Raw genomic sequence first — 22,228 nt, forward strand, 5'->3', positions numbered from 1 at the left:
ACCTCTTTTTGACTTAAGATTTTCATATAATTTGTCCCATGATAGTTTAAGTACTTTCAGCTGATCACACCGGTGACGGCGCAGATTATCTTTGGACATCCCGCTGATGATTATTAGCAAAAAAACAATATCAGATGGTGTTTATTATCACGAATAGACCATAAGTAGAATAAGAAATTCTGTTTGCCTACAACCAGGAAACGATATCATGAAAGTGATCTGCACTGAAAAATCCCAGATACTTGCAACACGCCTTGCCCGGGCGCAAAAGACTTCGGTTGTCGAGGTTAAATATTCCCGTTTTCCTGACGGCGAGCTGTATCTTATTGCCGGAGAACTGGACACTGAAACTGTTATTGTCAGCAGTGTTGTGGACAATGATGCCCTTGTCCAGCTGCTCCTGTTAATCGATGCCTGTGAAGGTTCGGATATCAGGCTTGTTATTCCTTATATGGGGTATGCACGACAGGACAAGCAGTTCAGGCAAGGAGAGCCACTCAGCGCACGCGCGGTTGCCCGGGCGATCAGCAGGGGCGTTTCCGAATGCATTACGGTCAATATCCATGAGCCCGACGTTCTCAGGTATTTTGGAGCGCCTGCCCGAAATATCTCTCTTGCAACAGATATTGGTGCATATATCAAAACGCTCGAACTGAAAAATCCGCTCATCCTCGCTCCTGACGATGGGGCCCTGGCATTTGCCGGACAGGTGGCATCGGCGGGAGGATGGGAGTATGATCACCTCGAGAAGACTCGGCTGAGTGGCGAACAGGTGACAATGGCACCAAAGGCATTATCTGCTGCATCACGCCCTGTGGTGATCGTGGATGATATCATCTCAACCGGGGGAACGATTGCTACTGCTTCCGGTATGCTTTACGCGCAGGGAGCAACGGACGTATACGCCGCATGTGTGCACGGGGTGCTTACCGGGGGCGCATATGTCCGCCTTGTCGAAGCGGGAGTCCGGGATGTCATTTGCAGCGATACGATCGAGCGCGGATGCAGCACGGTATCTGCCGCAGGCCAGATCGCTCTTGCACTGCAGACACGCACAAAACGGTAATTATGAACAGACGATGGACTATATTATCCCCATTTTCCTCTTTTGGATAAGCCTATGAAATCCATTCTGGATTCAAGTGTTTTTTTCTCAGAATGCCCGGTAGAAGGTGAGATATTCACCACACCGTCAGTATGTGACGAATTGAGGGATATCCGTTCAAAGGGAAAGTTTGAGAAGTTGTGCGCTGAAGGACTCCGGGTAATGTCACCGGGGCCGGAGAGCATGGAAAAAGTGACAGCTGCTGCAAAAAAAACACGAGATTCCGGTGTAATTTCAGATACGGATTGCGAGTTGCTGGCTCTCGCACTTGAGGCAGACGCAGTGCTTTATACAGATGATTTTGCCATCCAGAATGTTGCCAGCATTCTGGGAGTGCAAATACACCCCATCCTCCAGCGGAAAGCAAAGCGAGTTCACTGGAAATACCGGTGTACGGGGTGCGGCAGGTACTTTGATCACGATGGCGAATGCCTTATCTGCGGCTCAGCGATTAAAAGAAAACTTAAATAGATTCCGGAGAATCTCTCTGGTATGTCTTCCCTTGACGATCTGATTGGCAGAGCAAAGATGCTCCTTGCTGAAGGACATAGTCCGGGTCAGATTGCTGATGAACTCTCATTGTCCATGGAAACAGTGACATGGCTTCTCACCCAGGCAAAAGGAACAACCGCCCCAAAAGATGTACATATCGACTGGTCAGCAGTCTCCAGCCAGGCACCCCTTCTTGAAGAGACAGCAATGATGCTCCTCAACCGGTATTACCAGGATCAGGGCTCAGAGGGCTTCTCATCTCCGGCTGCTGAAGTGGTCGTGGGTATCGCACTCTCCGGTATCCCGCTTGCAACCCTTATCGCGGTCCAGGAAGCTGCACAGCTCTCGATCTACCACCCGGCAAAGCAGAACCAGAGTGAAAAACCAATGGGATCAATCAGCGGGAACTTTGCTCCTGTCAGCGGAAAGCGGTGTATCATCGTCGATGATGTGATCACTTCAGGAAAAACCATGCATGAAGTGGTGAAATACTTAAAAAAGCACAATGCGGTGCCGGTTGCCATCTGGGTAATCTTTGACAAGCGCGGCATCAAGGATATCGAGGGTGTACCTGTCTATTCACTCTTCAAAATATCCCGCATTGACTGATCCTTCTCTTTTTTCAGAATCCCACTCAACACATATATATAGAAGTTCAATTCCACCTTTTACATCATCGGAGTATCCATTATGCTATCTGGACAGCCAATTATCATTCTAAAAGAAAATGTAGAGCGTAATCGTGGCAAAGAAGCCCAGCGCTCGAATATTACCGCAGCAAAAGCAATAGCCGGTGCTGTTAGGACAACCCTTGGCCCACGGGGAATGGACAAGATGCTTGTCAGTTCCACCGGGGATATCGTGATTACCAATGATGGCGCGACAATATTAGGAGAGATCGCAGTACAACACCCCGGAGCAAAGATGGTCATCGAAGTCGCAAGGACCCAGGATGATGAGGTCGGCGACGGAACCACCACCGCAGTGATCCTTGTCGGTGCACTGATGGAACAGGCAGAAACCATGCTCGAACAGGGTATCCACCCGACCGTGATTGCAGAGGGATACCGCCTCGGTATGAACAAATCACTCGAGATCCTTAACAGCCTCTCCCATAAAGTCGACCCGACTGACCGGAAGACCCTGCTGAAGATAGCAGACACCGCCATCACCGGCAAATCGATCGAGTGCGTGAAAGAAAAGCTCGATGCCATCATCGTTGATGCCGTAATGGCAGTAGCCGAGAAGGCCGGCACGAAATATATCGTCGATGAAGATGACGTGATGATCAAGAAGCAGAAAGGCCAGTCAATGGACGATGCTGAACTGATCCGTGGCGTTGTTATAGACAAGACACGCGCTCATGATGGCATGCCCCGTAAGATCACCAAGGCAAAGGTCGCAATGATCGCCACCCCCTTAGAGATCACCAAGACCCAGGTCAAGGCAAAGATCAAGATCTCGAGTGCAGACCAGATTGCTGCATTCAGCGAGCAGGAACGCGAGACGCTCAAGAAACTTGCAGATGCGGTTGTCGACAGCGGTGCAAACGTTCTCCTCTGCCAGAAGGGCATTGCAGACGCGGTCCAGTTCTACCTTGCAAAGAGTGGTATCCTGGCAATCGAAGATATCCCTGAAGCGGACATGAAATACGCTGCACGGGCAATGCATGCAACCATCCTCAACAAAGCCGAATCCCTGACATCAAAAGATCTCGGTATTGCAGAGCTTGTTGAAGAAGACAATGACGTCAACCTTACCAGGATCTCCGGTTGCAAGAATCCCAAGACAATCACGATCCTGCTCAGAGGTACCAGCGATTACCTGCTTGACGAGCTTGAGCGTGCAGTGGTTGACGGGACCCGCGTGGTTATGGACGCAATGGAAGATGGCACGTACGTAGTCGGTGGCGGTGCAGTCGAGACTGAACTGCTCATGAAGGTAAGGGACTATGCAGCAACCATGGGCGGCAGGGTCCAGATTGCCATCGAAGCCTATGCAGGGGCATTTGAATCAATTCCCCGAACGCTTGCCGAAAACTCGGGTTTTAACCCGATTGATAAATTAGTAGAGCTCAAGAACGTTCATTCCAAGGGCAAAAAGAATGCCGGGCTCAATGTCTATAACGGCACTATTGTGGATATGCTCGCAGAAGGGGTTATTGAGCCGCTCAGGTCAAAGCGCCAGTCAATCCAGAGTGCATCCGAGACTGCCGTCATGCTCATCCGTGTGGATGATATGATGATCACCCAGTCAAGGCCAGGCGGCATGCCGCCGGGCATGATGTAATTTTCCAATTTTTTCCCCAATAATTTTTCCTGTACTGCTTTCCTTCCTCAAGCACCTTGACGGTCGTTTTTGCATAAAATCCGATACCCTGACGGTGCTGCAACGAAGGGGCAGAACATATGCAGGCTTCAGATAAGTATTAGAACAATTGATGGAAAAAATAAGAGAGCCGTGTGCCGAGGTAGTCTAGCCCGGGAAGGCGGTAGCCTCGAAAGCTACTGGCGCCCTGCGCCTCGGGAGTTCAAATCTCCCCCTCGGCGTATGAACCGGAGGATATTTAATCTCCTTTCTTTTCCTTTGCCATTTCTTCATAAAAAATCGGTTAATAAAAGTATTTCCTGTTTCCCGCATCCGAATTCCTATGACAGACAAAAAAAGATTTTAATAAAATATCCAGGTAAATTTACTCAGAAAGAGCATCTATTCGTAGAGAACTAAAAATATCGATTATTTAGGGCCTATTTGCCTAAAAAACCAAAACCGTTCAATATTTGAACTTATAGTAATTTGAAAATGATTAAATACATGATGTTCCCATTATGATGTATACGGGATCCTTCCAAGTATAAATAAGGGCCCAAAAAATGAGTGAAGGAATTGCTGCAACAGGCAATCAGGAGAAAACCCATGATCCGGATCAGGAAGAACAAACCGCAGATATCGCCCGACACGAAATCCTTCCGCATTATCCGCAGGTTAAACCTCAACCGGACATATACCCCGTTAAAGATAGGGGCAATTGTAGGATACATCCTGTTAGGGATGCTGTCAGCATCCACATCCATGTTCGGTATTCTTGTAGGTGCGGTTCTCCGTATAGTCGGGTTATAATTCTCCGCATACATCTCCCTTTTTTTAGTGTTTCAATCGGTTGTTACCAATATGCCAGTATTCCCAGGGCTCCATGAATCCCAGCAAGGCATAGTGCAATCACCGCACACCGCGGGTGCCATTTGAATGGGATTGTACGTATCCCTTTGAAGTTCAGTACGGCTATCGTTGCCGTGAACAGGAATGCCAGCAGGGTCAGTACACCAAGGTACATGATAAGCGGTTTTCCAAAAATAAGGAAATAACTGATATCCTGAAACATAATCACACCACAATAACCGTGCCTTTTGGAATCGAATGGATCATATCATTAAAATCAAAGGACCCCGGCTGATCGAAAATCCAGCTCCAGCTCTGGCCCGGGGAGAGGAGGGGTGAAATTTTAATATTTTCCAGTGCGATCCTGTGTGTCGGATTATACAGGGCTGCATCTGCAGTGGAATCATCATTTACCCATCGGACGGTTGATCCAGATTTCACGGTTATTCTTGTCGGGTCAAATCCCTTTTTGTTGATATGGATGGTATTATCGGATACAACATTCTGGATGGTCGGAGACACGGACCCGGTTGTCAAAATTGCCTGGGGAGTGACAAACGTCGCTTGCGGAACAGTCACTGCAGGAGTAGGTACAGGAGTTGTTACAGGTTGTGCAGGTGCGGGCTGGGTACAACCACTGACCAGCATCAGGAGCACTGCAACAGTGAAAATTATCATACTTTTTTTCATAATGAGATCTCTTAAACCTCCCGTAATAAAAATCATGCACTGTGCTATGCCCGCAGACAGAAGGGATTAAAAACGGGATAGATACTTCGGCATATTCAGGTTTCCTGCCGGGGCGCTGACAGAGAGACTGGCAGGACCGATATTGTTATCTCCCGAAAAAAATCCCTGAATTCTTCCACATGATAGTAATCGGAGAGGGCCATCTCACGAAAAGGTATTTCCGGGAGAGCCCGGGCAAATTTCCAACCTTCCACAGGAGGCAGGGGAAGCAGGGAACTTAGCACTCCGTGTTCCATTCCCTGGATCTCCCGCAACGCAACCGCCACCCGGTCGGCGGCCCCTTCTTTTCCTGCACGGTGGATTCTGATCACAAAATCATTGTACCGGACCTGTACTTTGCCCCCGAGCCGGTGCTGGAGCAGATGAGTCAATACACGGTTGAACCGGCTGCCGTTTAAGGAATAAATGGTTACCACAACACCCCTCTCACCCTTACGCTCCCGTATATAAAGCCCGGTTTTTCCGACGCCATCAGGAATGCGGGTGAGAGCTATGCCGAGAATCTCTTGATCCCCATCCATGAGGGGAAGCACGGACCCGCCCCGGGCACATATTGCCTGAACCTGCCGGCAGACCAGCGGGGAGTACCCGGCGTCACTACCCGTCCAGAATATACCTGATGCTGCGGAACTGGAAGGCACCACAACGACAAGGTTGTGCCCCTCATCACACTTGACCATGGACCAACTCTGCCCACCGAGCGAAATTTCCCCATCGTGCTGGCTGTTGACGAACCGGGCATCAAGCTTGCCCACGACTTCTCCATCAGGAGTAACAGCCCTATACTCACCTCCACCGCAGATTACCGAATACAGATCCTTCCAGTTCGACCTGCCGAACTCCCGTTCCGCAGTACTCCCCAGCATCACCATCTCACCATCGGGGGTCAGGTATCCTTCCGCAATGAGATGCGTGATAATATCATCGAGCATTATCGGAGCAATGGCGGCAAAAACAGGGTGCGAGAGGACTGATCCCCGCAACTGCCGCCGGCTGGCACGGGCATGCCGGGACAGGTACAGAAAGAGCTGCTGGATCAGGACGTTATACGGTTTTATTAACGGGGTTAAGGGTTCAACTTCCTTATTCATCGCGCATTCAATGATCGCAATGCTGCAGAGGAGTTCGCAGGGATCTTTAAGCAACCACGCCACATAGGCTGCTTTTCCCCTTCTGCCGCTCCGCCCCAGCCGCTGGAGGAACGATGAGACCGAGTTCGGGGGACCGACCTGCACCACCACATCAAGATCCCCGATATCAATACCAAGCTCCAGCGTGCTCGTGCAGATGATACAGGCACCATCCTGTGAGGAGAAGGCTTCTTCGGATGCCTTCCGCGTAGCCAGCGACAGAGATGAATGGTGGATGTGGAGGTTCCGGATCCTCCCCGAAGCCGATCGCATCAGTTTTTCTGCAACACTCCGGCTGTTGACAAACACCAGTGCTTTTTTTCCCTTTACAAGCCTGACAAGTGCATCGATCCGTTTGTCCTCATCATCCTCCACAATGAACTGGAATTGCTTTTCTTTCGGTGGGGCTGGGATGGCAACCAGTTCGCTCTCCTGCCGGTTATCGGACATCCAGCACAGCACCTCCTCAGGATTACCGGTAGTTGCCGAGAGACCTATGCGCTGGACGTGATGTTTTGTGATCCGGTCAAGCTCGTTGAGCAGCACCTTGAGCTGCACACCGCGCTCTGATTCCACAAATGCATGGAGTTCATCGATAATGACGGTCCTCACGCGCTGGAGATCGGCAGACAGGGTTTTTTCCTGTAAGAGCACCTCAAGGGATTCAGGTGTGATCATCAGGAAATGGGGAGGTTCCCCATCCTTCCAGCCGCGATCCCCTTTTGAAACATCCCCATGCCACTTCATCACAGAGAGCGATGTGGGAATGCAGAATTCCCTGAAACGGTCCTCCTGGTCATTGATCAGCGCTTTAAGGGGTGAAATGTAGAGGCACACTACTCCCATCCTGCCGTGCTTTAAGATGTCATCCATCACCGGTATAAGCGCTGCTTCCGACTTGCCCCCTGCCGTTGGTGCGATGATCAGTGCATCTTTTCCTGCTGAAACGGCGGTATACGCACGCTCCTGTACCTCGCGGAGCTCTGTCCAGTCCAGACGCTGGGCGAGCACCTGCTGGAGGGATTCGTGGAGGGTGGCAAATACCAAGGACATAGTTCGGTACAGCGTTTTGCCTTGTGCAATATGGTCTTTCCGGCCATGTAGATCTACGAGTGATCAGAATCGTACAAAATGTCAGGTAATAATGCATAAAGGGTAAAGTGTTAATTTGGCCCCTAATTTCTAATTAAAATCTTGCGATAATATAACTCGGAAGAATTATTTTGACGCTCGTAGGGGCTACGGCAATACCTCCGCTCCAGCCACTGTAGCGGCCCCTAAACAGCGATAATTGCGCTAACGGATTTCACACACAACAAGAAAAAGGAATACCGGCAAGCAGCAGGTGGCGGTAGCTGCGATTGGATAATTTCCCAATCAGGGGAATTTTTTTCCCTCGGATCAGGAGAAACTTTTTTTGTCCAGCGCGACGACTGATAATCATGGAACTCGCGCAGAACAAATGCACCACCTACCGGGCGGGATCACCCCCGTTAACGAGAAAGGAGACTATGGAGCTCCTGTCACAGGTACCCGGCTGGTCACTTGACAGTGGCCACCTGACGCGGACGTTCGAGCTGGCGAGCGCTGGTGCATGCATAACGTTTTTTACCGAGGTCATGGATCTTGCAGTCCAGGAAGGTCATTTCCCCGATATCACCATGAAAGAGTCGCGGTATTTTGAGGTCCGGTTCTATACTTACCCTGCCGGGGGGCTGACCTTAAACGATTTCATTATGGCAGCAAAGATTAACGCGAAGGATAAAACGCAGTAAACCATTTTTACAGCAAAAGTAAGTTATCATTCCCATTGGCAGTGCCCGGAATACATCGCGTAAATATTCTTCAATGTTGCTACGGGACACATCTTTGTCCCTTTGCATGGGTTTAAAAAAAGGATTATCTGATTCTGAATTTGCTGACGATCTTTTCCCGAATCGCTTCTTTGGGGTATGCCCCGATGATCCGGTCAACCAGCTGTCCATTGGCAAACAGCATGATGGCCGGGATGGCATCGATGTTAAACTCGCGTGCAAGCTTCTGGTTGTTATCGGTATTGACCTTGCCGAACGCGACTTTGTCGGAAAATTCCATGGAGAGTTCTTCCATGATTGGCGCGATTCTCCTGCATGGTCCGCACCATTCCGCCCAGAAGTCGATCACGGCATACTGGTTGGTGCGGATGAATTCCACAAAATGGGTCTCTTCGACATCGGTAACCACGGGCACTTTTGCTGGATGTTTCATTTTTTCGGTCAGCTCCTGTATGCGCTTCTCCCGTATCTTTATGATCTCGTCATCCATAAGGATGTGTGGGAAAATGAGAAATTAAAGCTGATCGATGCCATCAAGGGATAGCCGAAGGTTAAGTATATCAGCGCATCCTGACTATATTATAATCCTGATTATAGGAAGCGAGGTAGGGTAGTCAGGATATCCCGACGGGCTCATAACCCGTAGACCGATGGTTCAAATCCATCCCTCGCTACTGATCTTTTCTGAAATTTCTTTTAAAAGGGGAAGTTATTTTCTCATCCCAACGACGAACAGCGCGCCGACGATACCGAGAACCGCAATCGCACCCAGTGAGGATTTTGTGGGAGAGGGGAGTTTCGTTGCCTGCGTTGCGGTAGCGGGCATGCAGGTGGTGCTCATAGATGCAAGACTCTCACGTGCACTGGAAAAGGCCGGGTATGGGAGGGTGTAATCGGGGTCGAACCCGAGAGATTTTTCAAGGTCTTCCCGCGCACCCGTGCAGTTCCCGGAAGCGGTGAGGAGCGCGCCTTTCACGTGCCAGTAATGGGCATTTTCGGGATCGAGGAGGAGTGCCCGGTCGATTGCAGTGAGTCCTTCGGGATTCCTGCCCATACCTTGAAGTGCCAGTGCTTTTACACCATAGGTTGTTGGGTAGTTGGCGTTGAGCGAGATTCCGGTTTCCGCATCGACAAGAGCAGCTGAGTAGTTGCCGAGCGCAAGATACCCGTACCCGCGGTTGGCATACCGGACCGGTTTTGGATCCAGCTGGATACCTTTTGACACGACCTCAACTGATTTTGCATATTGCCCCATCTTCCGGTAGGCGTAACCCTGGAGACAAAGGAGGTCTGCATTGTCCGGATACCACGTGACACCTCTCGTAGTGAGGAGGAGCGCGCTGGTCCAGTTCCGCTCGGCTACTGCCACTTTTGCATCGCTGATATATGCAGCAGCATCCTGCGGTGGCACTTCAGGAGTGCCTGTTCCCGTGGATAATGTTGCAGTGAGGCTGTTTCCCGCTTCCGCCGGAATGATAAGACAGAGCAGGAGACAGAGAAGACAGAGTGTTTTTTTCATCAGAAGTTCCGTGAAAATAGTTGTTGCCTGTCGGTATTTGTGCCCTTTGTTTTTTAGTTTCGTGATGCAGGACGGATGCATTCCTGATCTTTTTTCTCAGAAGTTCCCTGTAACGGACTCCGGATCGCACCACTTCGCACCCGGAACTGGTGCACAATTATTTTCCTGCGGATCATGTTTTTTTTCAGGAAATTTCCGGACGGCCGGTCATTTTCCCCTAACGTTCACTTGAAAAATAAAAACCAAGGTGTGGTTACATTTTTTTAATCAAGGTCCGGTTTATTTTTTTCAAGCAAAGTCTGGTTGATCCGGAAATGATTTTCAATCGCGATCGCGTACGCGATTGAATTTTTTTGAGCAAAGTCTGGTTGATCCGGCTGAGCAGCCTGAAGTTCTGTCTGGGTGAGATGCCGGAGCGGGTTCACGTCGGAAGGGCGGACCGGTTTTTCTCCCTTTCGGTTTTAAGAATCAGAAACGGATCGCGTTTTTTTATTTTCAAGCAGAGTCTGGTTGATCTGCTAATGGATTCCAGGCAGGGGCTGGGGGGTTGATTGAAAATTTTTGAGCAGGGTCTGATTTATTTTTTTTAAGCAAGGTGTGGTTGAAAAAATAAAATCAAAGTGTGATTGAAATTTTTTGAGCAGAGTCTGATTATTTTTTTTCAATCAAAGTCTGGTTAAAAAAATAAAATCAAAGTGCGATTGAAATTTTTTGGGCAGGGGCTGGTTGAAAACCAATTTGATGAGCAAAGTAGTGCAGGAAGTGGTGCAGGTAACTAAAGCAATCCACAACTCTTATCCATCATCACCCCAATTTCTTCAGAAATGGCTACCCTTGATCCCTCCATCGCAGGCATTTTCCTATTCGGCCTGATTGCCGGCATCTGTCCCTGCAACAGCGTGTTATGCCTGGGACTGATAGGGTACCTGACGAGCGGGAACACCCGGTTATCTCCCCTCAATATCCTCAAACTGACGATCTCGTTCTGTCTCGGCACGATCCTCATACTCCTGCCCCTGGGAGTAATCGCGGGCTATATCGGCAAATACCTCCTGTTCCTGAACAGCACTATTGCATGGGCGATCGGGGGGGTGCTGCTCATCCTGATGGGGCTCCAGCTCCTTCATGTGTACAAGCCACCCATCCGAAGCATCTTCAACTTCTTCAAAGTACCCACATCCTACACGGTCACCGGTGCATTCCTGCTGGGGCTTTCGTTCGGGGCAATAACGGTCGGACGGGGAGCCCCGATGCTGCTCGTCGTTCTGACCTATATCGCACTCTACCAGACAGCAGTGCAGGGGTTTTTCACCATCCTGATCTATGCAGTGGGGCTTTCCATTCCCCTCATTGTTATCAGCTCGCTGGGCGGGGCGCTCGGAAAAAAGATCAAGGATACCGCACGGGTGAGCGGGGATGCATTTGACAGGATCATTGGTGTGCTGATCCTCCTCATCGGGATATATTTCCTGTACCTTGCATTCCAGTAACCACCAAGTCCTGAAAAGACGGGGTGCCCAGAAACCAAAAACCTTATTTTCTCATGAGATTGCCGGGAAAAACAGGTGAGAACCGGATCAATACGGTTCTTCTTTTACGTTTTGAGAGGAGTGTTTCAGATCTCGGTTTCAAACGTGCCGAGCTTGGACTGGTAGGTTCCATCCACGAAATCGACCTGCCGGGCCTTGACATGTTCGCCATCAATCTGGACCGGGTAACACCCCGTAAGACAACCGGTGCAGAGATCTCCCTGGCCAATGCCGATCGCCTCTACCAGCGCATCCAGCGAGACATGGTGAAGGGACGTTGCGGTGATGCTGTGCCGGACCTCTTCTTCAATCCGGTTGCTCGCTATCAGCTCTTCCCGGGTAGGCATGTCTACACCGAGATAGCAAGGTGCCTTGATAGCGGGGGATCCGATGCGCATGTGGATCTCCCGCGCTCCGGATTCGCGCATCATCTCAATAATCCGTTTCGAGGTAGTACCCCGCACGATACTGTCGTCAATCAGGACAATAGACTTGTTCAGTAAATGCGCCGGTATCGGATTGAGCTTGATCCTGACTGCTTTCTCCCGCTCCTTCTGGGAGGGCATGATGAACGTGCGTCCCATGTACCGGTTCTTCATCAAGGACTCCACGAATGGGATCTTTGACGCTTCTGCATACCCGATTGCATAAGCAGTCCCTGAGTCAGGAACTGAACAGACAGAATCAGCTTTTACCGGGTCTTCTTCAAAGAGCTTCTGCCCGATCTGCCGCCTCACGGTATACACAAGTACACCATCAATGATCGAATCTGCCCGGGCAAAATAAATGTATTCAAAAATACAGTGCGCCCTTTTGCCGGCGATAGCAATCTGGGTGCATTTTACACCATCTGTATCAATCCGGATCAGTTCGCCGGGTTTCACATCCCGGATAAACTTTGCACTCAGGGCATCGATTGCCACGCTCTCGGAAGCAACCATGTAACCGTTCTCGGTCTTACCTATACAAAAAGGCTTGATGCCCAGGGGATCCCTGAAAGCATAGATAATCCCATCGATCATCACCACAATCGAGTATGAACCCCGGAGTTTGTGCATGCAGAGATTGACTGCATCCTCCACACATCCCGTGTTACTTATCTCATTGATCAAGATCTTTGCAATGATCTCGGTATCGGTAGTTGTGATAAAGAGCTGGCCCGTCTGCTCGAACTCTGCCCGGAGTTCTGTAGTATTGACAAGGTTCCCGTTGTGGGCGATTGAAATGAAATGATCCTTGAACTGGAAGTTGAGTGGCTGGATATTTTCAGGAAGATTTGCACCCGTCGTCGGGTACCGGACATGGCCGATTCCGGCCGAACCTTTCAGGTCTGATAAAACAGTAGGGGTAAAAACGTCGGCGACAAGGCCCTGCCCCTTGAATTTCTGGAGGTTCAGGCCATCAAACGTGGAAATCCCGGCACTTTCCTGCCCGCGGTGCTGGAGCGCATACAGGGCATAATAGAGCTGGATGGCTGCACCGCCAGCATCAACGATGCCAACGATACCACACATAGTACAACTCTAATGCGTTGGGATTTTTGGTCTCTTGGTGTGCCACTTGTAGCTGAGAATCTTAGTGCTTCTGCCAAAACCGCAGGCAGAGCATTCTTTCTTCTGGGCATGGAATGAAACTTTCCCACATCGCCGGCAGGTGACATGGGTCTTCTTGTTCATCTTTCCCATTGATGGAGTGCCTTTTGTCATGTTAACTCACCTTATTGTTCCAATGATGGGGATATATAGATCACATTGTCGCCACGGACGATGAGCGTGCCTACTTTCTGGACTTGTCCGTTCTCTGTCTCTTCGGCTTTGTCGAGCACGAGATTCATATGAACATCATATCCCTGGAGTACTCCACGGATTTCTCTCCCGCCTTTGAGAGACACGATAACGGGCTGACGATTCAGCACCAGATCTAAAATATCCAACGGCCTTTTGGTCATAACAATACCTTGTTACCATCGCTCTGGAGTAATATAAATGTGCGAGCAGGTTACTTAAACATACCGTAGATCGGTATCACTGATCGCGTTTTTCCACCCTGCCCTGAGGGAAAGGACGCACTGCAGACCCGATTACAAATCCCGTATGTTATTCATGCAAATTATTTTTAACGGGAGGGTTGAATGTACGAGCGGAACAATGAAAAAGATTGTCGTAAAGAAACGTCACTCCATCCGGAAAAGCCAGGGACAGGAGCTTCTTTCCCGCCTTGCGGAACAGGTTGGAGCTTCATCCGATCTCTTCCGGGCAGATATGATCGAGGTGCTCGAAACCAATGCGGACGTGTCCCTGTTCATGGTCAACAAAAAGCCACTCCTGATGGATAATGGCGAATGGACATTTCCCACGCTCAAGGGAGCGGTGCAGTGCCCGTTTCCGGAGCGCAGGGTGACTGTCGACGCAGGTGCAATTCCCTATGTGGTGAATGGTGCAGATATTATGCGGCCGGGCATTGTCGCGGTCACTGACGACGTAAAAGCAAACGCCCCGGTCCAGATCGTGGATGAGCGGCACGGTAAGCCGCTTGCCATCGGAATTGCCCTGTTCGATGCGCCCGCTATGCGTGCCAGTACAGCAGGAAAAATGGTAAAAAAGTTCCATCACGTCGGAGATGAGATCTGGAACCTTGAGATCTGACTGATCAACGGGCAACGATAGAGTGCGGGAATTGACCGTTTTTCTCTTTTTTTTCGGGCAAACCCGTGATTATCGGTTGCAAAATAGATACTATTAAATAATTTTCATCATACAGTTTTTTTATGGTTAAGATCATAGACACGCTCCTTGGCAAGAGTTCCGGAAGTTCGGACGACGATTATATGGAACTCGATCTGGCTTCCTACGAAGAACATGGTGCCGGTTCCCCGGCACTGCTGGTAAAAATTGCGACAATTACTGACCTTAAAGATACCCCGCGAATCAAGGACGAGGTCTACAGTGGTAATATCGTCATCGTTGACATCTCCCGGCTCAAGATGGACAAGATCTCCTACGAGCGGGTATTAAAGGACTTAAAAGAAGTGGCAAAGGATGTCAATGGCGATATCATTGGTCTCGGGGACCAGCGCTATGTCGTACTCACACCGATGTCCGTGAAGATCTCACGTGACAAGATCGGCGGGGCATAACGTTGCGGACAGTCGTTCCGGGTCCATGCCCAACGTGTAATAAAGAGATAGAATACCTGTATACCACAGAAAATATTCCCTTTTTTTCTGATATTCTTATCATTTCTGCGATCTGTCCTTCCTGCGGCTATCGCTATGTCGATACCCAGATGCTCAAGAACAGTGAACCGGTGCGATACGTGTACCGGGCTGCCACGCCAGAGGATCTCGCAGTCAGGGTGGTAAGAAGCATGAGTGCCGCGATCGAGATACCGGAACTTGGGGTGCGGATTGATCCCGGCCCCACCTGCCAGGGTTTCGTGTCCAATATAGAAGGTGTGCTGGACCGCATTGTGCAGGCTGTAGGATCAGCAATAATTGATGGGGATGAGGAGGAACGGGAAAACGCCCGGATACTTCTTGAAAAGATTGCCCGGGTGAAGTGCGGGGAACTGCCGGTTACCATCATTCTCGAAGATCCCACCGGCAACAGTGCGATCGTCTCTGACCGTGCCGAGAAGAGCTCTTACACGGTTGAACCTGAACCTTACAGTTGAACCAGTTGCCTGTTTTTTCAGAATCAAAAAATCACTAAAAACGAAAAAATTGTAAATTGTTTATCAGAGAGAATATCAAGCCTAATGATTCATATCTTTTAAAATTCCTTCGTAGGTTTCTACGAGATTTTGTGTGGAAGAAAGAATCCGCCCGCTGATGGCGATGCTTGTCATAGGGTCGAGTTCTATTGCTTTGTTATACGCTTTCACCGCTTCCCGGTAGGGCTGACTGGATTGGAATGCATCATACTGGACAGATCCTTCCGAAGACCCGGGTTTTCCTGAACTGGCGGTCAGATTCTTATACATATCCCGGATCTCTGTCATATCGGTAATTGCCATGAGAAGGTAGGCATCCCCTTTTTTCACCCAGATTTTGGCATTTTTTGGATCGCCTGACAGCGCTTTTTCATAGCAGGCAACCGCATCCTGATACTTCCCATCCTGGACCAGGAGATCCCCTTTATAGATCATCGGGGTTGTTTCATTCGGGTACATGACGACCATCTGGTCAAGATAAGCCCGCGCTTCCTCCTCCCTCCCGATACTGCCCAGCACATAGAGTCTTTTCATCTGGATTTCCGTATTATCTGGCTGGAGTGCTCTTGCTGTATCATACATCTCGAGTGAATATTCCGGGTATTTTGAATCCGCCATAGTATCGGCAGCAGAGGCCAGACCATAGGCGGCGATTGAATGGGTGGAAATATTCTTTGAGGTCATTGTTCCAAAATAGATGAGCGGGATAACCGAACAGACAAGAGAGATAATGATGATAATTGTTGCCGTTCTGAGTCGTTTTCTTGTGGCAGCAGTATCGGATACAATCCTTTGCTGATAAACCAACCCATCCGATCTGTCAATTACAATAGTATCTGCCAGAAGATCATGAAGACCCTGTTTCTTTTTTGTAAATCCAATGACGGCAAATCCGAGGCCCAGGGTGATCAGGGAGACGTACTTGCCGAGTTCCCGTATCAAAGCGCGTGAAAAAGAAAGTCGCCGCCCATTACCATATACTACAATAATCCCAAAGAGTATTTTTCCCAACGATGCCTGGTAGCGTGAGCTGATACAGATTGGCGAATAGAGAAGCAGGAAGAACGCACCCGTAATGAGCAGGGTACCAAGAACAGGATACGGGAATTTCCCTTGTTCAAGAACGACATTTACGAAAAATGCAACGATACCGGCAATGAACAGATCCGGAATAGCCGCACCCAGTCTTTTCCAGAATCCGATATAGCCAACCTTATGAACCGGCGAATCCTGAGAGTGTTGAGATCCCTCCTTTTTATCCGATTTTGCCAGCTGGTTCATCAGCCGGGGGAAATGTTCCCTGCAGAATGGGCAGTCGGGCTCTTCTTTTGGGATAGGAAATTTGCAGCGGGGGCAGCGGGACATTTGATATGGAGAATCTGAACAGGAGAATAAAATGGTATGCAATTATCAGGTAAGTAAAAAGGATTGTTTTCGTATCTGTGAGAGTTAGACAATCTCCCGATCGCCCAGCCACGCACCAGGCTCTTTAACGACTGTCCCAACGACCTGTGCACCATTCACCATCTTCCGGATACAGGCAACACTCGTATCCGGCACTACGTAAGCAAATCCCATACCCATGTTGAAAGTGCGGTACATCTCAGCCGCCGTGATGTCCCCTGCTTCCTGTATCCATGAGAATATCTGTGGGGGTGTGATCGGGGTATCAAACCGGAACCCGTAATCGCTGAGCCGTTTGAAGTTAAGCAGTCCTCCGCCGGTAACATGGCACATGCCATGCACAGTACAGGCTGCTGCAACATTCAGGCTCTCGTGGTATATACGGGTGGGAATGAGCAGTTCCTCCCCGAATGTCTTACCGCTCTCCATCTTCTTATCATAACCGGCATACTTCTCCACCACACTACGGGCGAGTGAGAGGCCGTTGCTGTGGACACCCGTTGATGGTACACCGATGATCACATCACCCGGCCGGATTTTTTCTCCGGATATTATTTTGTCTTTCTTCTGCATCCCAAGACAAGTACCGGCAAGATCAAGTCCGTTTACCAGACCACGGAGCGAGGCAGTTTCCCCGCCGACAATGTCGATATTAGCCAGCTTTGCGCCCTCATTGAGCCCGATACCAATCTGGGCCATCTTCTCAATCGAGAGTTTGTCTGTCGCGATATAGTCCACGAATGCGATGGGTTCTACGTTCATGACGTAGAGATCATTGACATTCATCGCCACGCAATCGATTCCGACAGTGCTCCAGTTCTCCATCTGGTCCGCTACAAGCATCTTCGTGCCGACACCATCCGTGGTCAGGGCGAGGGCGTGTTCACCGAAATCGATCAGACCGGCAAAATGTCCCACACCGCCCATCATGGTGCAGCTGCCTTTTCTCCGGTACGTGAGATTTTTGATTAAGGACTTGATGGCGGTTGCCTCAAGGTCGATATCCACTCCCGCATCCTTATACGCATTATTACTCATCCGATTCCTCCGAGAGGCAGAACTCATCGTGGAGTACCCGCACCGCACGCGGACCATCGTTCTGGCTCACGACAAACGAGATGTTTGCTTCTGATGAACCCTGCGAGATCATCATAACGTTGACACCCGCTGCACCGAGAGACGTAAAGATCCTGCCGCCGGTTCCGGGTGCACCTGCCATACCGGCACCGACAACAGCCACAGCACATACATCATGGTTATGGGAGACTTCGCGCACAATGCCCTGCTTCACCAGAATGGCGAGAGCATTCACTGCTGTAGCAAGATGGGATTCGTCAACAATCAATGAGATATTCGCTTCTGATGACCCCTGCGAGATCATCATAACGTTCACCTCATGATCCGCTAAGATGGTGAAGATCGCTTTTGCTATCCCAGGACGGCCAATCATCTGGGCGCCGTTGATGTTGATGGCCCCGACTCTATCGATATAGGTAAGCGCCTTGACTACACGGTTATCCCGCCGGCCGTTTCTGACAATAACGGTGCCGGGATGCGAAGGGTTGAATGTGTTCTTGACCCGCACGAGGATATTCTTGCGCATCGCTGGTTCGATCGAACGCGGGTGCATCACTTTCGCACCGAAATAGGAGAGCTCCATTACTTCAAGGTATGAAAGGGAATGCATCACCCGTGCATCATTGATCACGCGGGGATCACAGGTCATGATACCATCAACATCAGTCCAGATCCAGATCTCGTCTGCATCGATACCTGCACCGATGATGGAGGCAGAATAGTCCGAACCGCTACGCCCAAGCGTGGTGAGAATCCCTTCGCGGGAGCAGCCCATGAATCCCATGATCACCGGGATCTGCTTACCGAGCATCGGCCCGATCTTAGTTTTTATCCGGTCGTCGCTCTCGTGTAGGGCTGTGGATTCGCCATGCTGGGAAGTTGTGAGGATCCCCGCTTCGCAGCCATCAATTGCTATTGAGGGGATACCGCGCTCGCGGATTGCGGCAGCGAGAATTGGCGCAAGCAGTCGCTCGCCGAAGGATATGATGTGGTCTTTTGAACGGGGGGTGAGTTCCCGCAGGTTATAGATAGCAAAGAGAATACTCTGGAGGCTGATAAGCTGATCCTCGATCGCTGCCCCCACTTCAGCGATATGAGCGGGTGCAGCACCTTCAAGGGTGGTCATATGCCGCTTGCTCAGTGCCTGGATTAACGGGGCGATTGCAGTATCATCCTTTGCAGTCGGGAGTTTTCCCGCGATCTCGATGAGCTGGTCAGTCACGCCGCGCTGCGCAGATACGACAACTGCCAGTTCATCGCCGGCTTTGTGGTGCTGCTCAAGGATATCCACTACGCGTTTGATGCACTGGGCATCGGCAACGGATGTCCCGCCAAATTTCATTAAAAATCTCATTGCTCTCTCACGCTTTTCCTGTGCTATTTATGTAACTATACGACGCACAGAATAATAAGATGCTTGCAGATGACGTGGTGGACTGCCATGTGCTGGTGATCGGGAGCGGCGGAGCGGGCGTTCGGGCTGCCATTGAAGCTTCGCAGCACGGCGATACAGTGCTGGTATCAAAGACCATCGTGGGCAAAGGCGGGTGCACCACGATGGCAGAAGGCGGGTACAACGCGGTCATGCGGGAGGCTGATTCGTGCGGGGTCCATATCGAAGATACGCTCAAAGGCGGGGCTTATCTCAATGATCCTGAGCTCGTGCGGATTCTCGCGCATGAAGCCCCGTTGAGGATGGGCGATCTCGTGAAATGGGGTGCGGTATTTGATGTCACAGAGAATGACGAGATCGCGCAACGCCCGTTCGGAGGCCAGCGGTTCCCGCGCACCTGCTATGCAGGGGACCGGACCGGCCACGAGATGATGACCACGCTTGTCGAACGGCTTGACGGTATCAAGGTCACCCTCATGCAGGAATATACGGTGATTGACCTGCTCCGTGATGGAGATGCGGTGTGCGGGGCTATAGCACTGGATGAGAAGGGCCGGTTTGTCCTGCTCACGGCCGACAGCACCATCCTTGCCACGGGAGGCGGTACCAAGGTTTATGACATTTCCACCAACTCATCGAGCGGTACCGGGGACGGGTATGCGATCGGGTACCGGGCCGGAGCTGAATTGATCGATATGGAGATGATCCAGTTCCACCCGACCGGGGCTGTATATCCATACGATACCCGCGGCAGGCTCGTGACGGAAGCGGTGCGCGGCGAAGGCGGTGTACTCAAAAACAGCAAGGGAGAGCGGTTCATGCAGCATTACGATCCCGAACGCATGGAACTCTCCACCCGCGATGTCGTTGCACGCGCGATTGCCATGGAAATCCAGAGCGGAAGAGGGACAGAGAACGGCGGTGTGTATCTCGATGTCACCCATCTCCCCCGGGAGCAGATCGAATCCCGGCTCCCGGTGATGCTCGAACAGTTCCTCAAATTCGGGGTGGACATACGGGTCCAGCCCATGGAAGTTGCACCTACTGCCCATCATATCATGGGCGGCCTGCGGATAACGCCCAAATGCCAGACCACGCTTACCGGGCTCTATGCCTGCGGGGAGGTTGCCGGAGGGGTGCATGGCGCCAACCGGCTTGGAGGCAATGCGCTTGCTGAGACCCAGGTCTTTGGCCGCAGGGCGGGGCACGCTGCCGGTACCGCAGGGAAACGGGAAAAGACGATTGACCTGATGCAGGTCGAACAACAGCAGGACCGCCTGGATGCGTTCCTTTCGGGAACCGAGAACCCAGCGAAAGTGCGGGTGCTGCTCCAGCAGGCAATGTGGAAGGGAGCAGGCATATTCCGGACTGCTGCTGAACTGCGGGATACGCTGAGGACCATTACCCAGCTCTCGACGGCAAATCTCCGTGCTGCATCTGCGCAGAACCTTGCCGAGTGCTGCATCCTGCAGAACATGTGCCTGACCGCCTCGCTCATCTGCCGTAGTGCACTCATACGGGAGGAGTCCCGGGGCGCCCATGTACGTAAGGATGTACAACAGAAATATGAAGCCGCAAACTCCCCGTTCGGCCACACATTCATCTCGCAGTCCCGCGAAGGAGTCGAGCGAAAGGAGGCAGGGGCATGAAGAATCTGACCGTCCGGATCCGCAGGTTCGACCCGGCAAAGGACGAGACGGGTCACATGAAGAGTTACACGGTGAATGTCAATGAAGGTGCCCGCGTCCTGCACGTACTCCACGCGATTCACGATACTCTCGATCCCTCCCTGTCGTTCCGTTACTCCTGTGCCTCGGGCCAGTGCGGGAGCTGTGCCGTCCGGGTCAATGGTGAACCGGTACTCGCCTGCATGGAGGAGGCAAAAGACGGCATTACAATTGAGCCCATCAACCTGCCGGTGAAAAAGGATCTCGTCGTCGATCTCCTCCCCACCCTGGAGGCGATCGCATTCCTGCAGCCCATCGAGCACGCGGTGCTTCCGAAAAAATCCGAGATCGATGCAATGAAGCCACTAAAGGACTGCATCGAATGCCTCTGCTGTGTCTCGGTCTGTCCTGCCGTGGATGTAACAAAGTTTCTCGGCCCTACTGCAATGCGACAGGAGATGCGTCTTGCTCTCGATCCGCGTGACAGCGGCGACCGTATTTCAGATGCGGTAAGGGACGGACTGTTCACCTGCACTACCTGCCAGGCCTGCTGGAAGGTCTGCCCGAAAGATATCGAGATTCCGGGTAAGGCAATCGAGAAACTCCGGGCCCAGGCCAATAAGCGGGGCTTTACGCTGCCCCGGCACCTTGAGGTCGCGGAACTTATCAGGGAGACCGGCAGGAGTGTTCCCCGGACCTCAGACACATTCCTTGAGAATGTTGGAGAGGTCATCGAGCCGTACGGGCAGGTGAAGGCAACGGTCGGATTCTTTGTCGGGTGCATGTACAACCTCCGGCAGGCGCAGTCAGCGCTCGATGCGATGGAAGTGCTCCGGCGCAATGGGATACGCGTCATCATCCCCCGGGATCAGGTCTGCTGCAGCTCGCCCCTTATCCGGACCGGGCAGCTGGCCTATGTCGAAGAGCTCCAGAGGCGGAATATCGAGGCGTTCAGGTCGCGGGGTATCGATACCGTCCTGACCATGTGCGCCGGCTGCGGTACTACGTTAAAGAACGATTACAAGACCCCCTTCAAGGTTATCGACATAAACGAACTGCTTACGAAGTATGGCATCGAATCTCCGGCACGTCTCCCAATCAAAGCCACCTACCATGATCCCTGCCACCTGATGCGGGGACAGGGGATCCGCGATCAGCCGAGAGAACTGATCCGGCAGGTTGTGGACCTCGTAGAGATGCCATCCATATGCTGCGGTTCAGGAGGAGGTGTACGCTCCGGAAACCCTGAGGAGGCAGCAACACTCGGCAGGCGTCGGGGCGAAGAGATCAAAAAGACCGGGGCGGAGATCGTCATCACCTCATGTCCGTTCTGCGAGTTCCATATCGCCGGTCATACCGATAAACCGGTGAAGAATATCGCTACGGTGCTGCTCGAGGGGTATAAGGAGAAGGACCGGAAGATGGGGAAAGAAACGGAGAACTGAGCGACCGAACCCAATATTCCATTTTTCGATTAT

At 51.2% G+C, this 22,228-nt stretch carries 23 protein-coding genes and 2 tRNA genes; 14 read left to right on the forward strand and 11 right to left on the reverse strand.

Annotated elements, in window-relative coordinates; all coding sequences use genetic code 11:
- Positions 1-208: 208 nt before the first annotated feature.
- From WC593_08300 to WC593_08325, 6 genes are all read left to right on the forward strand, one after another.
- Entirely contained in the window at positions 209-1,066 is an 858-nt protein-coding gene (locus tag WC593_08300) for a ribose-phosphate diphosphokinase (protein MFA4825146.1), read from the forward strand.
- A 54-nt stretch (positions 1,067-1,120) separates the two neighbouring features.
- Positions 1,121-1,576: a nucleotide-binding protein gene (locus WC593_08305; protein MFA4825147.1), complete on the forward strand. Its 456-nt coding sequence runs from the start codon at positions 1,121-1,123 to the stop codon at positions 1,574-1,576.
- Between the two features lie 21 nt (positions 1,577-1,597).
- Positions 1,598-2,206, forward strand: a complete 609-nt coding sequence (locus tag WC593_08310; protein MFA4825148.1) for an orotate phosphoribosyltransferase-like protein — start codon at positions 1,598-1,600, stop codon at positions 2,204-2,206.
- An 81-nt stretch (positions 2,207-2,287) separates the two neighbouring features.
- Entirely contained in the window at positions 2,288-3,886 is a 1,599-nt protein-coding gene (gene thsA, locus WC593_08315) for a thermosome subunit alpha (GenBank protein ID MFA4825149.1), read from the forward strand.
- A 175-nt stretch (positions 3,887-4,061) separates the two neighbouring features.
- A tRNA-Ser gene (locus WC593_08320) sits at positions 4,062-4,146 on the forward strand.
- Between the two features lie 367 nt (positions 4,147-4,513).
- Entirely contained in the window at positions 4,514-4,717 is a 204-nt protein-coding gene (locus WC593_08325; GenBank protein MFA4825150.1) for a hypothetical protein, read from the forward strand.
- Positions 4,718-4,760: 43 nt separating this feature from the next.
- On the opposite strand, the gene WC593_08330 is transcribed toward WC593_08325, so the two are convergent.
- From WC593_08330 to WC593_08340, 3 genes are all read right to left on the reverse strand, one after another.
- Positions 4,761-4,979 carry a hypothetical protein gene (locus WC593_08330; protein MFA4825151.1) on the reverse strand — a complete coding sequence of 73 codons (219 nt, stop codon included), beginning with the start codon at positions 4,977-4,979 and terminating at the stop codon, positions 4,761-4,763.
- Between the two features lie 2 nt (positions 4,980-4,981).
- Positions 4,982-5,446, reverse strand: coding sequence for a cupredoxin domain-containing protein (locus WC593_08335; GenBank protein MFA4825152.1), 465 nt, complete (start codon positions 5,444-5,446; stop codon positions 4,982-4,984).
- Positions 5,447-5,541: 95 nt separating this feature from the next.
- Positions 5,542-7,689 (reverse strand): DEAD/DEAH box helicase, encoded by a 2,148-nt coding sequence (locus tag WC593_08340; GenBank protein MFA4825153.1) that lies wholly within the window; start codon positions 7,687-7,689, stop codon positions 5,542-5,544.
- A gap of 389 nt (positions 7,690-8,078) precedes the next feature.
- On the opposite strand from WC593_08340, the gene WC593_08345 reads away from it, so the two are divergent.
- Complete coding sequence (locus WC593_08345) at positions 8,079-8,411, forward strand: 4a-hydroxytetrahydrobiopterin dehydratase (protein MFA4825154.1); 333 nt, start codon at positions 8,079-8,081, stop codon at positions 8,409-8,411.
- Between the two features lie 124 nt (positions 8,412-8,535).
- Here the strand turns inward: WC593_08345 and trxA are convergent, their stop codons facing one another.
- The gene (trxA, locus tag WC593_08350; protein MFA4825155.1) at positions 8,536-8,940 is read right to left on the reverse strand and encodes a thioredoxin; all 405 of its coding nucleotides are present in this window, start codon (positions 8,938-8,940) and stop codon (positions 8,536-8,538) included.
- A 109-nt stretch (positions 8,941-9,049) separates the two neighbouring features.
- On the opposite strand from trxA, the gene WC593_08355 reads away from it, so the two are divergent.
- Positions 9,050-9,124 (forward strand) — tRNA-Met (locus WC593_08355).
- A gap of 35 nt (positions 9,125-9,159) precedes the next feature.
- Here WC593_08355 and WC593_08360 read toward each other — a convergent pair.
- The gene (locus tag WC593_08360; GenBank protein ID MFA4825156.1) at positions 9,160-9,969 is read right to left on the reverse strand and encodes a tetratricopeptide repeat protein; all 810 of its coding nucleotides are present in this window, start codon (positions 9,967-9,969) and stop codon (positions 9,160-9,162) included.
- A gap of 824 nt (positions 9,970-10,793) precedes the next feature.
- Here WC593_08360 and WC593_08365 point away from each other — a divergent pair.
- Positions 10,794-11,459: a cytochrome c biogenesis protein CcdA gene (locus WC593_08365; protein ID MFA4825157.1), complete on the forward strand. Its 666-nt coding sequence runs from the start codon at positions 10,794-10,796 to the stop codon at positions 11,457-11,459.
- 125 nt (positions 11,460-11,584) lie between these two features.
- Here the strand turns inward: WC593_08365 and purF are convergent, their stop codons facing one another.
- Genes purF through WC593_08380 form a run of 3 tightly spaced genes read right to left on the reverse strand, consistent with a single transcriptional unit; the run spans position 11,585 to position 13,446 of the window.
- Positions 11,585-13,012, reverse strand: coding sequence for an amidophosphoribosyltransferase (gene purF / locus WC593_08370; protein ID MFA4825158.1), 1,428 nt, complete (start codon positions 13,010-13,012; stop codon positions 11,585-11,587).
- Positions 13,013-13,021: 9 nt separating this feature from the next.
- Positions 13,022-13,204 carry a 50S ribosomal protein L37e gene (locus WC593_08375; protein ID MFA4825159.1) on the reverse strand — a complete coding sequence of 61 codons (183 nt, stop codon included), beginning with the start codon at positions 13,202-13,204 and terminating at the stop codon, positions 13,022-13,024.
- A gap of 11 nt (positions 13,205-13,215) precedes the next feature.
- A complete protein-coding gene (locus WC593_08380) occupies positions 13,216-13,446 on the reverse strand; it encodes an LSM domain-containing protein (GenBank protein MFA4825160.1) in 231 nt (76 codons plus the stop codon).
- Between the two features lie 199 nt (positions 13,447-13,645).
- Here WC593_08380 and WC593_08385 point away from each other — a divergent pair, with 199 nt between their 5' ends.
- The 3 genes from WC593_08385 (at position 13,646) to WC593_08395 (ending at position 15,170) form a co-directional block, all read left to right on the forward strand.
- Entirely contained in the window at positions 13,646-14,143 is a 498-nt protein-coding gene (locus WC593_08385; protein ID MFA4825161.1) for an RNA-binding protein, read from the forward strand.
- A 122-nt stretch (positions 14,144-14,265) separates the two neighbouring features.
- Entirely contained in the window at positions 14,266-14,634 is a 369-nt protein-coding gene (sepF, locus tag WC593_08390; protein ID MFA4825162.1) for a cell division protein SepF, read from the forward strand.
- A 2-nt stretch (positions 14,635-14,636) separates the two neighbouring features.
- Positions 14,637-15,170, forward strand: coding sequence for a ZPR1 zinc finger domain-containing protein (locus tag WC593_08395; GenBank protein MFA4825163.1), 534 nt, complete (start codon positions 14,637-14,639; stop codon positions 15,168-15,170).
- An 81-nt stretch (positions 15,171-15,251) separates the two neighbouring features.
- Here WC593_08395 and WC593_08400 read toward each other — a convergent pair whose 3' ends face one another.
- From WC593_08400 to WC593_08410, 3 genes are all read right to left on the reverse strand, one after another.
- Positions 15,252-16,574 (reverse strand): RDD family protein, encoded by a 1,323-nt coding sequence (locus tag WC593_08400; GenBank protein MFA4825164.1) that lies wholly within the window; start codon positions 16,572-16,574, stop codon positions 15,252-15,254.
- A gap of 84 nt (positions 16,575-16,658) precedes the next feature.
- Entirely contained in the window at positions 16,659-17,651 is a 993-nt protein-coding gene (gene purM, locus WC593_08405) for a phosphoribosylformylglycinamidine cyclo-ligase (protein ID MFA4825165.1), read from the reverse strand.
- The gene (locus WC593_08410) at positions 17,644-19,044 is read right to left on the reverse strand and encodes an aspartate kinase (GenBank protein MFA4825166.1); all 1,401 of its coding nucleotides are present in this window, start codon (positions 19,042-19,044) and stop codon (positions 17,644-17,646) included. Before WC593_08410 ends, purM begins: the two co-directional genes overlap by 8 nt.
- 59 nt (positions 19,045-19,103) lie before the next feature.
- Here WC593_08410 and tfrA point away from each other — a divergent pair, with 59 nt between their 5' ends.
- Complete coding sequence (gene tfrA, locus WC593_08415) at positions 19,104-20,732, forward strand: fumarate reductase (CoM/CoB) subunit TfrA (protein MFA4825167.1); 1,629 nt, start codon at positions 19,104-19,106, stop codon at positions 20,730-20,732.
- Positions 20,729-22,195: a fumarate reductase (CoM/CoB) subunit TfrB gene (gene tfrB / locus WC593_08420; GenBank protein ID MFA4825168.1), complete on the forward strand. Its 1,467-nt coding sequence runs from the start codon at positions 20,729-20,731 to the stop codon at positions 22,193-22,195. Before tfrA ends, tfrB begins: the two co-directional genes overlap by 4 nt.
- Positions 22,196-22,228: the final 33 nt, after the last annotated feature.

Source organism: Methanoregula sp., assembly GCA_041645435.1.
Taxonomy (GTDB): Archaea; Halobacteriota; Methanomicrobia; order Methanomicrobiales; family Methanospirillaceae; genus Methanoregula.

What these genes read in the sequence shown, in the direction of transcription:
- WC593_08330 (MFA4825151.1), bottom strand. Translation starts at nt 4,979, where the DNA reads ATGTTTCAGGATATCAGTTATTTCCTTATTTTTGGAAAACCGCTTATC.
- tfrA (MFA4825167.1), top strand. Translation starts at nt 19,104, where the DNA reads ATGCTTGCAGATGACGTGGTGGACTGCCATGTGCTGGTGATCGGGAGC.
- WC593_08380 (MFA4825160.1), bottom strand. Translation starts at nt 13,446, where the DNA reads ATGACCAAAAGGCCGTTGGATATTTTAGATCTGGTGCTGAATCGTCAG.
- WC593_08375 (MFA4825159.1), bottom strand. Translation starts at nt 13,204, where the DNA reads ATGACAAAAGGCACTCCATCAATGGGAAAGATGAACAAGAAGACCCAT.
- WC593_08385 (MFA4825161.1), top strand. Translation starts at nt 13,646, where the DNA reads ATGAAAAAGATTGTCGTAAAGAAACGTCACTCCATCCGGAAAAGCCAG.
- WC593_08365 (MFA4825157.1), top strand. Translation starts at nt 10,794, where the DNA reads ATGGCTACCCTTGATCCCTCCATCGCAGGCATTTTCCTATTCGGCCTG.
- WC593_08305 (MFA4825147.1), top strand. Translation starts at nt 1,121, where the DNA reads ATGAAATCCATTCTGGATTCAAGTGTTTTTTTCTCAGAATGCCCGGTA.
- WC593_08300 (MFA4825146.1), top strand. Translation starts at nt 209, where the DNA reads ATGAAAGTGATCTGCACTGAAAAATCCCAGATACTTGCAACACGCCTT.
- WC593_08335 (MFA4825152.1), bottom strand. Translation starts at nt 5,446, where the DNA reads ATGAAAAAAAGTATGATAATTTTCACTGTTGCAGTGCTCCTGATGCTG.
- WC593_08410 (MFA4825166.1), bottom strand. Translation starts at nt 19,044, where the DNA reads ATGAGATTTTTAATGAAATTTGGCGGGACATCCGTTGCCGATGCCCAG.
- purM (MFA4825165.1), bottom strand. Translation starts at nt 17,651, where the DNA reads ATGAGTAATAATGCGTATAAGGATGCGGGAGTGGATATCGACCTTGAG.
- trxA (MFA4825155.1), bottom strand. Translation starts at nt 8,940, where the DNA reads ATGGATGACGAGATCATAAAGATACGGGAGAAGCGCATACAGGAGCTG.
- purF (MFA4825158.1), bottom strand. Translation starts at nt 13,012, where the DNA reads ATGTGTGGTATCGTTGGCATCGTTGATGCTGGCGGTGCAGCCATCCAG.
- WC593_08340 (MFA4825153.1), bottom strand. Translation starts at nt 7,689, where the DNA reads ATGTCCTTGGTATTTGCCACCCTCCACGAATCCCTCCAGCAGGTGCTC.
- thsA (MFA4825149.1), top strand. Translation starts at nt 2,288, where the DNA reads ATGCTATCTGGACAGCCAATTATCATTCTAAAAGAAAATGTAGAGCGT.
- WC593_08325 (MFA4825150.1), top strand. Translation starts at nt 4,514, where the DNA reads ATGATCCGGATCAGGAAGAACAAACCGCAGATATCGCCCGACACGAAA.
- WC593_08310 (MFA4825148.1), top strand. Translation starts at nt 1,598, where the DNA reads ATGTCTTCCCTTGACGATCTGATTGGCAGAGCAAAGATGCTCCTTGCT.
- WC593_08345 (MFA4825154.1), top strand. Translation starts at nt 8,079, where the DNA reads ATGGAACTCGCGCAGAACAAATGCACCACCTACCGGGCGGGATCACCC.
- tfrB (MFA4825168.1), top strand. Translation starts at nt 20,729, where the DNA reads ATGAAGAATCTGACCGTCCGGATCCGCAGGTTCGACCCGGCAAAGGAC.
- sepF (MFA4825162.1), top strand. Translation starts at nt 14,266, where the DNA reads ATGGTTAAGATCATAGACACGCTCCTTGGCAAGAGTTCCGGAAGTTCG.
- WC593_08400 (MFA4825164.1), bottom strand. Translation starts at nt 16,574, where the DNA reads ATGTCCCGCTGCCCCCGCTGCAAATTTCCTATCCCAAAAGAAGAGCCC.
- WC593_08360 (MFA4825156.1), bottom strand. Translation starts at nt 9,969, where the DNA reads ATGAAAAAAACACTCTGTCTTCTCTGTCTCCTGCTCTGTCTTATCATT.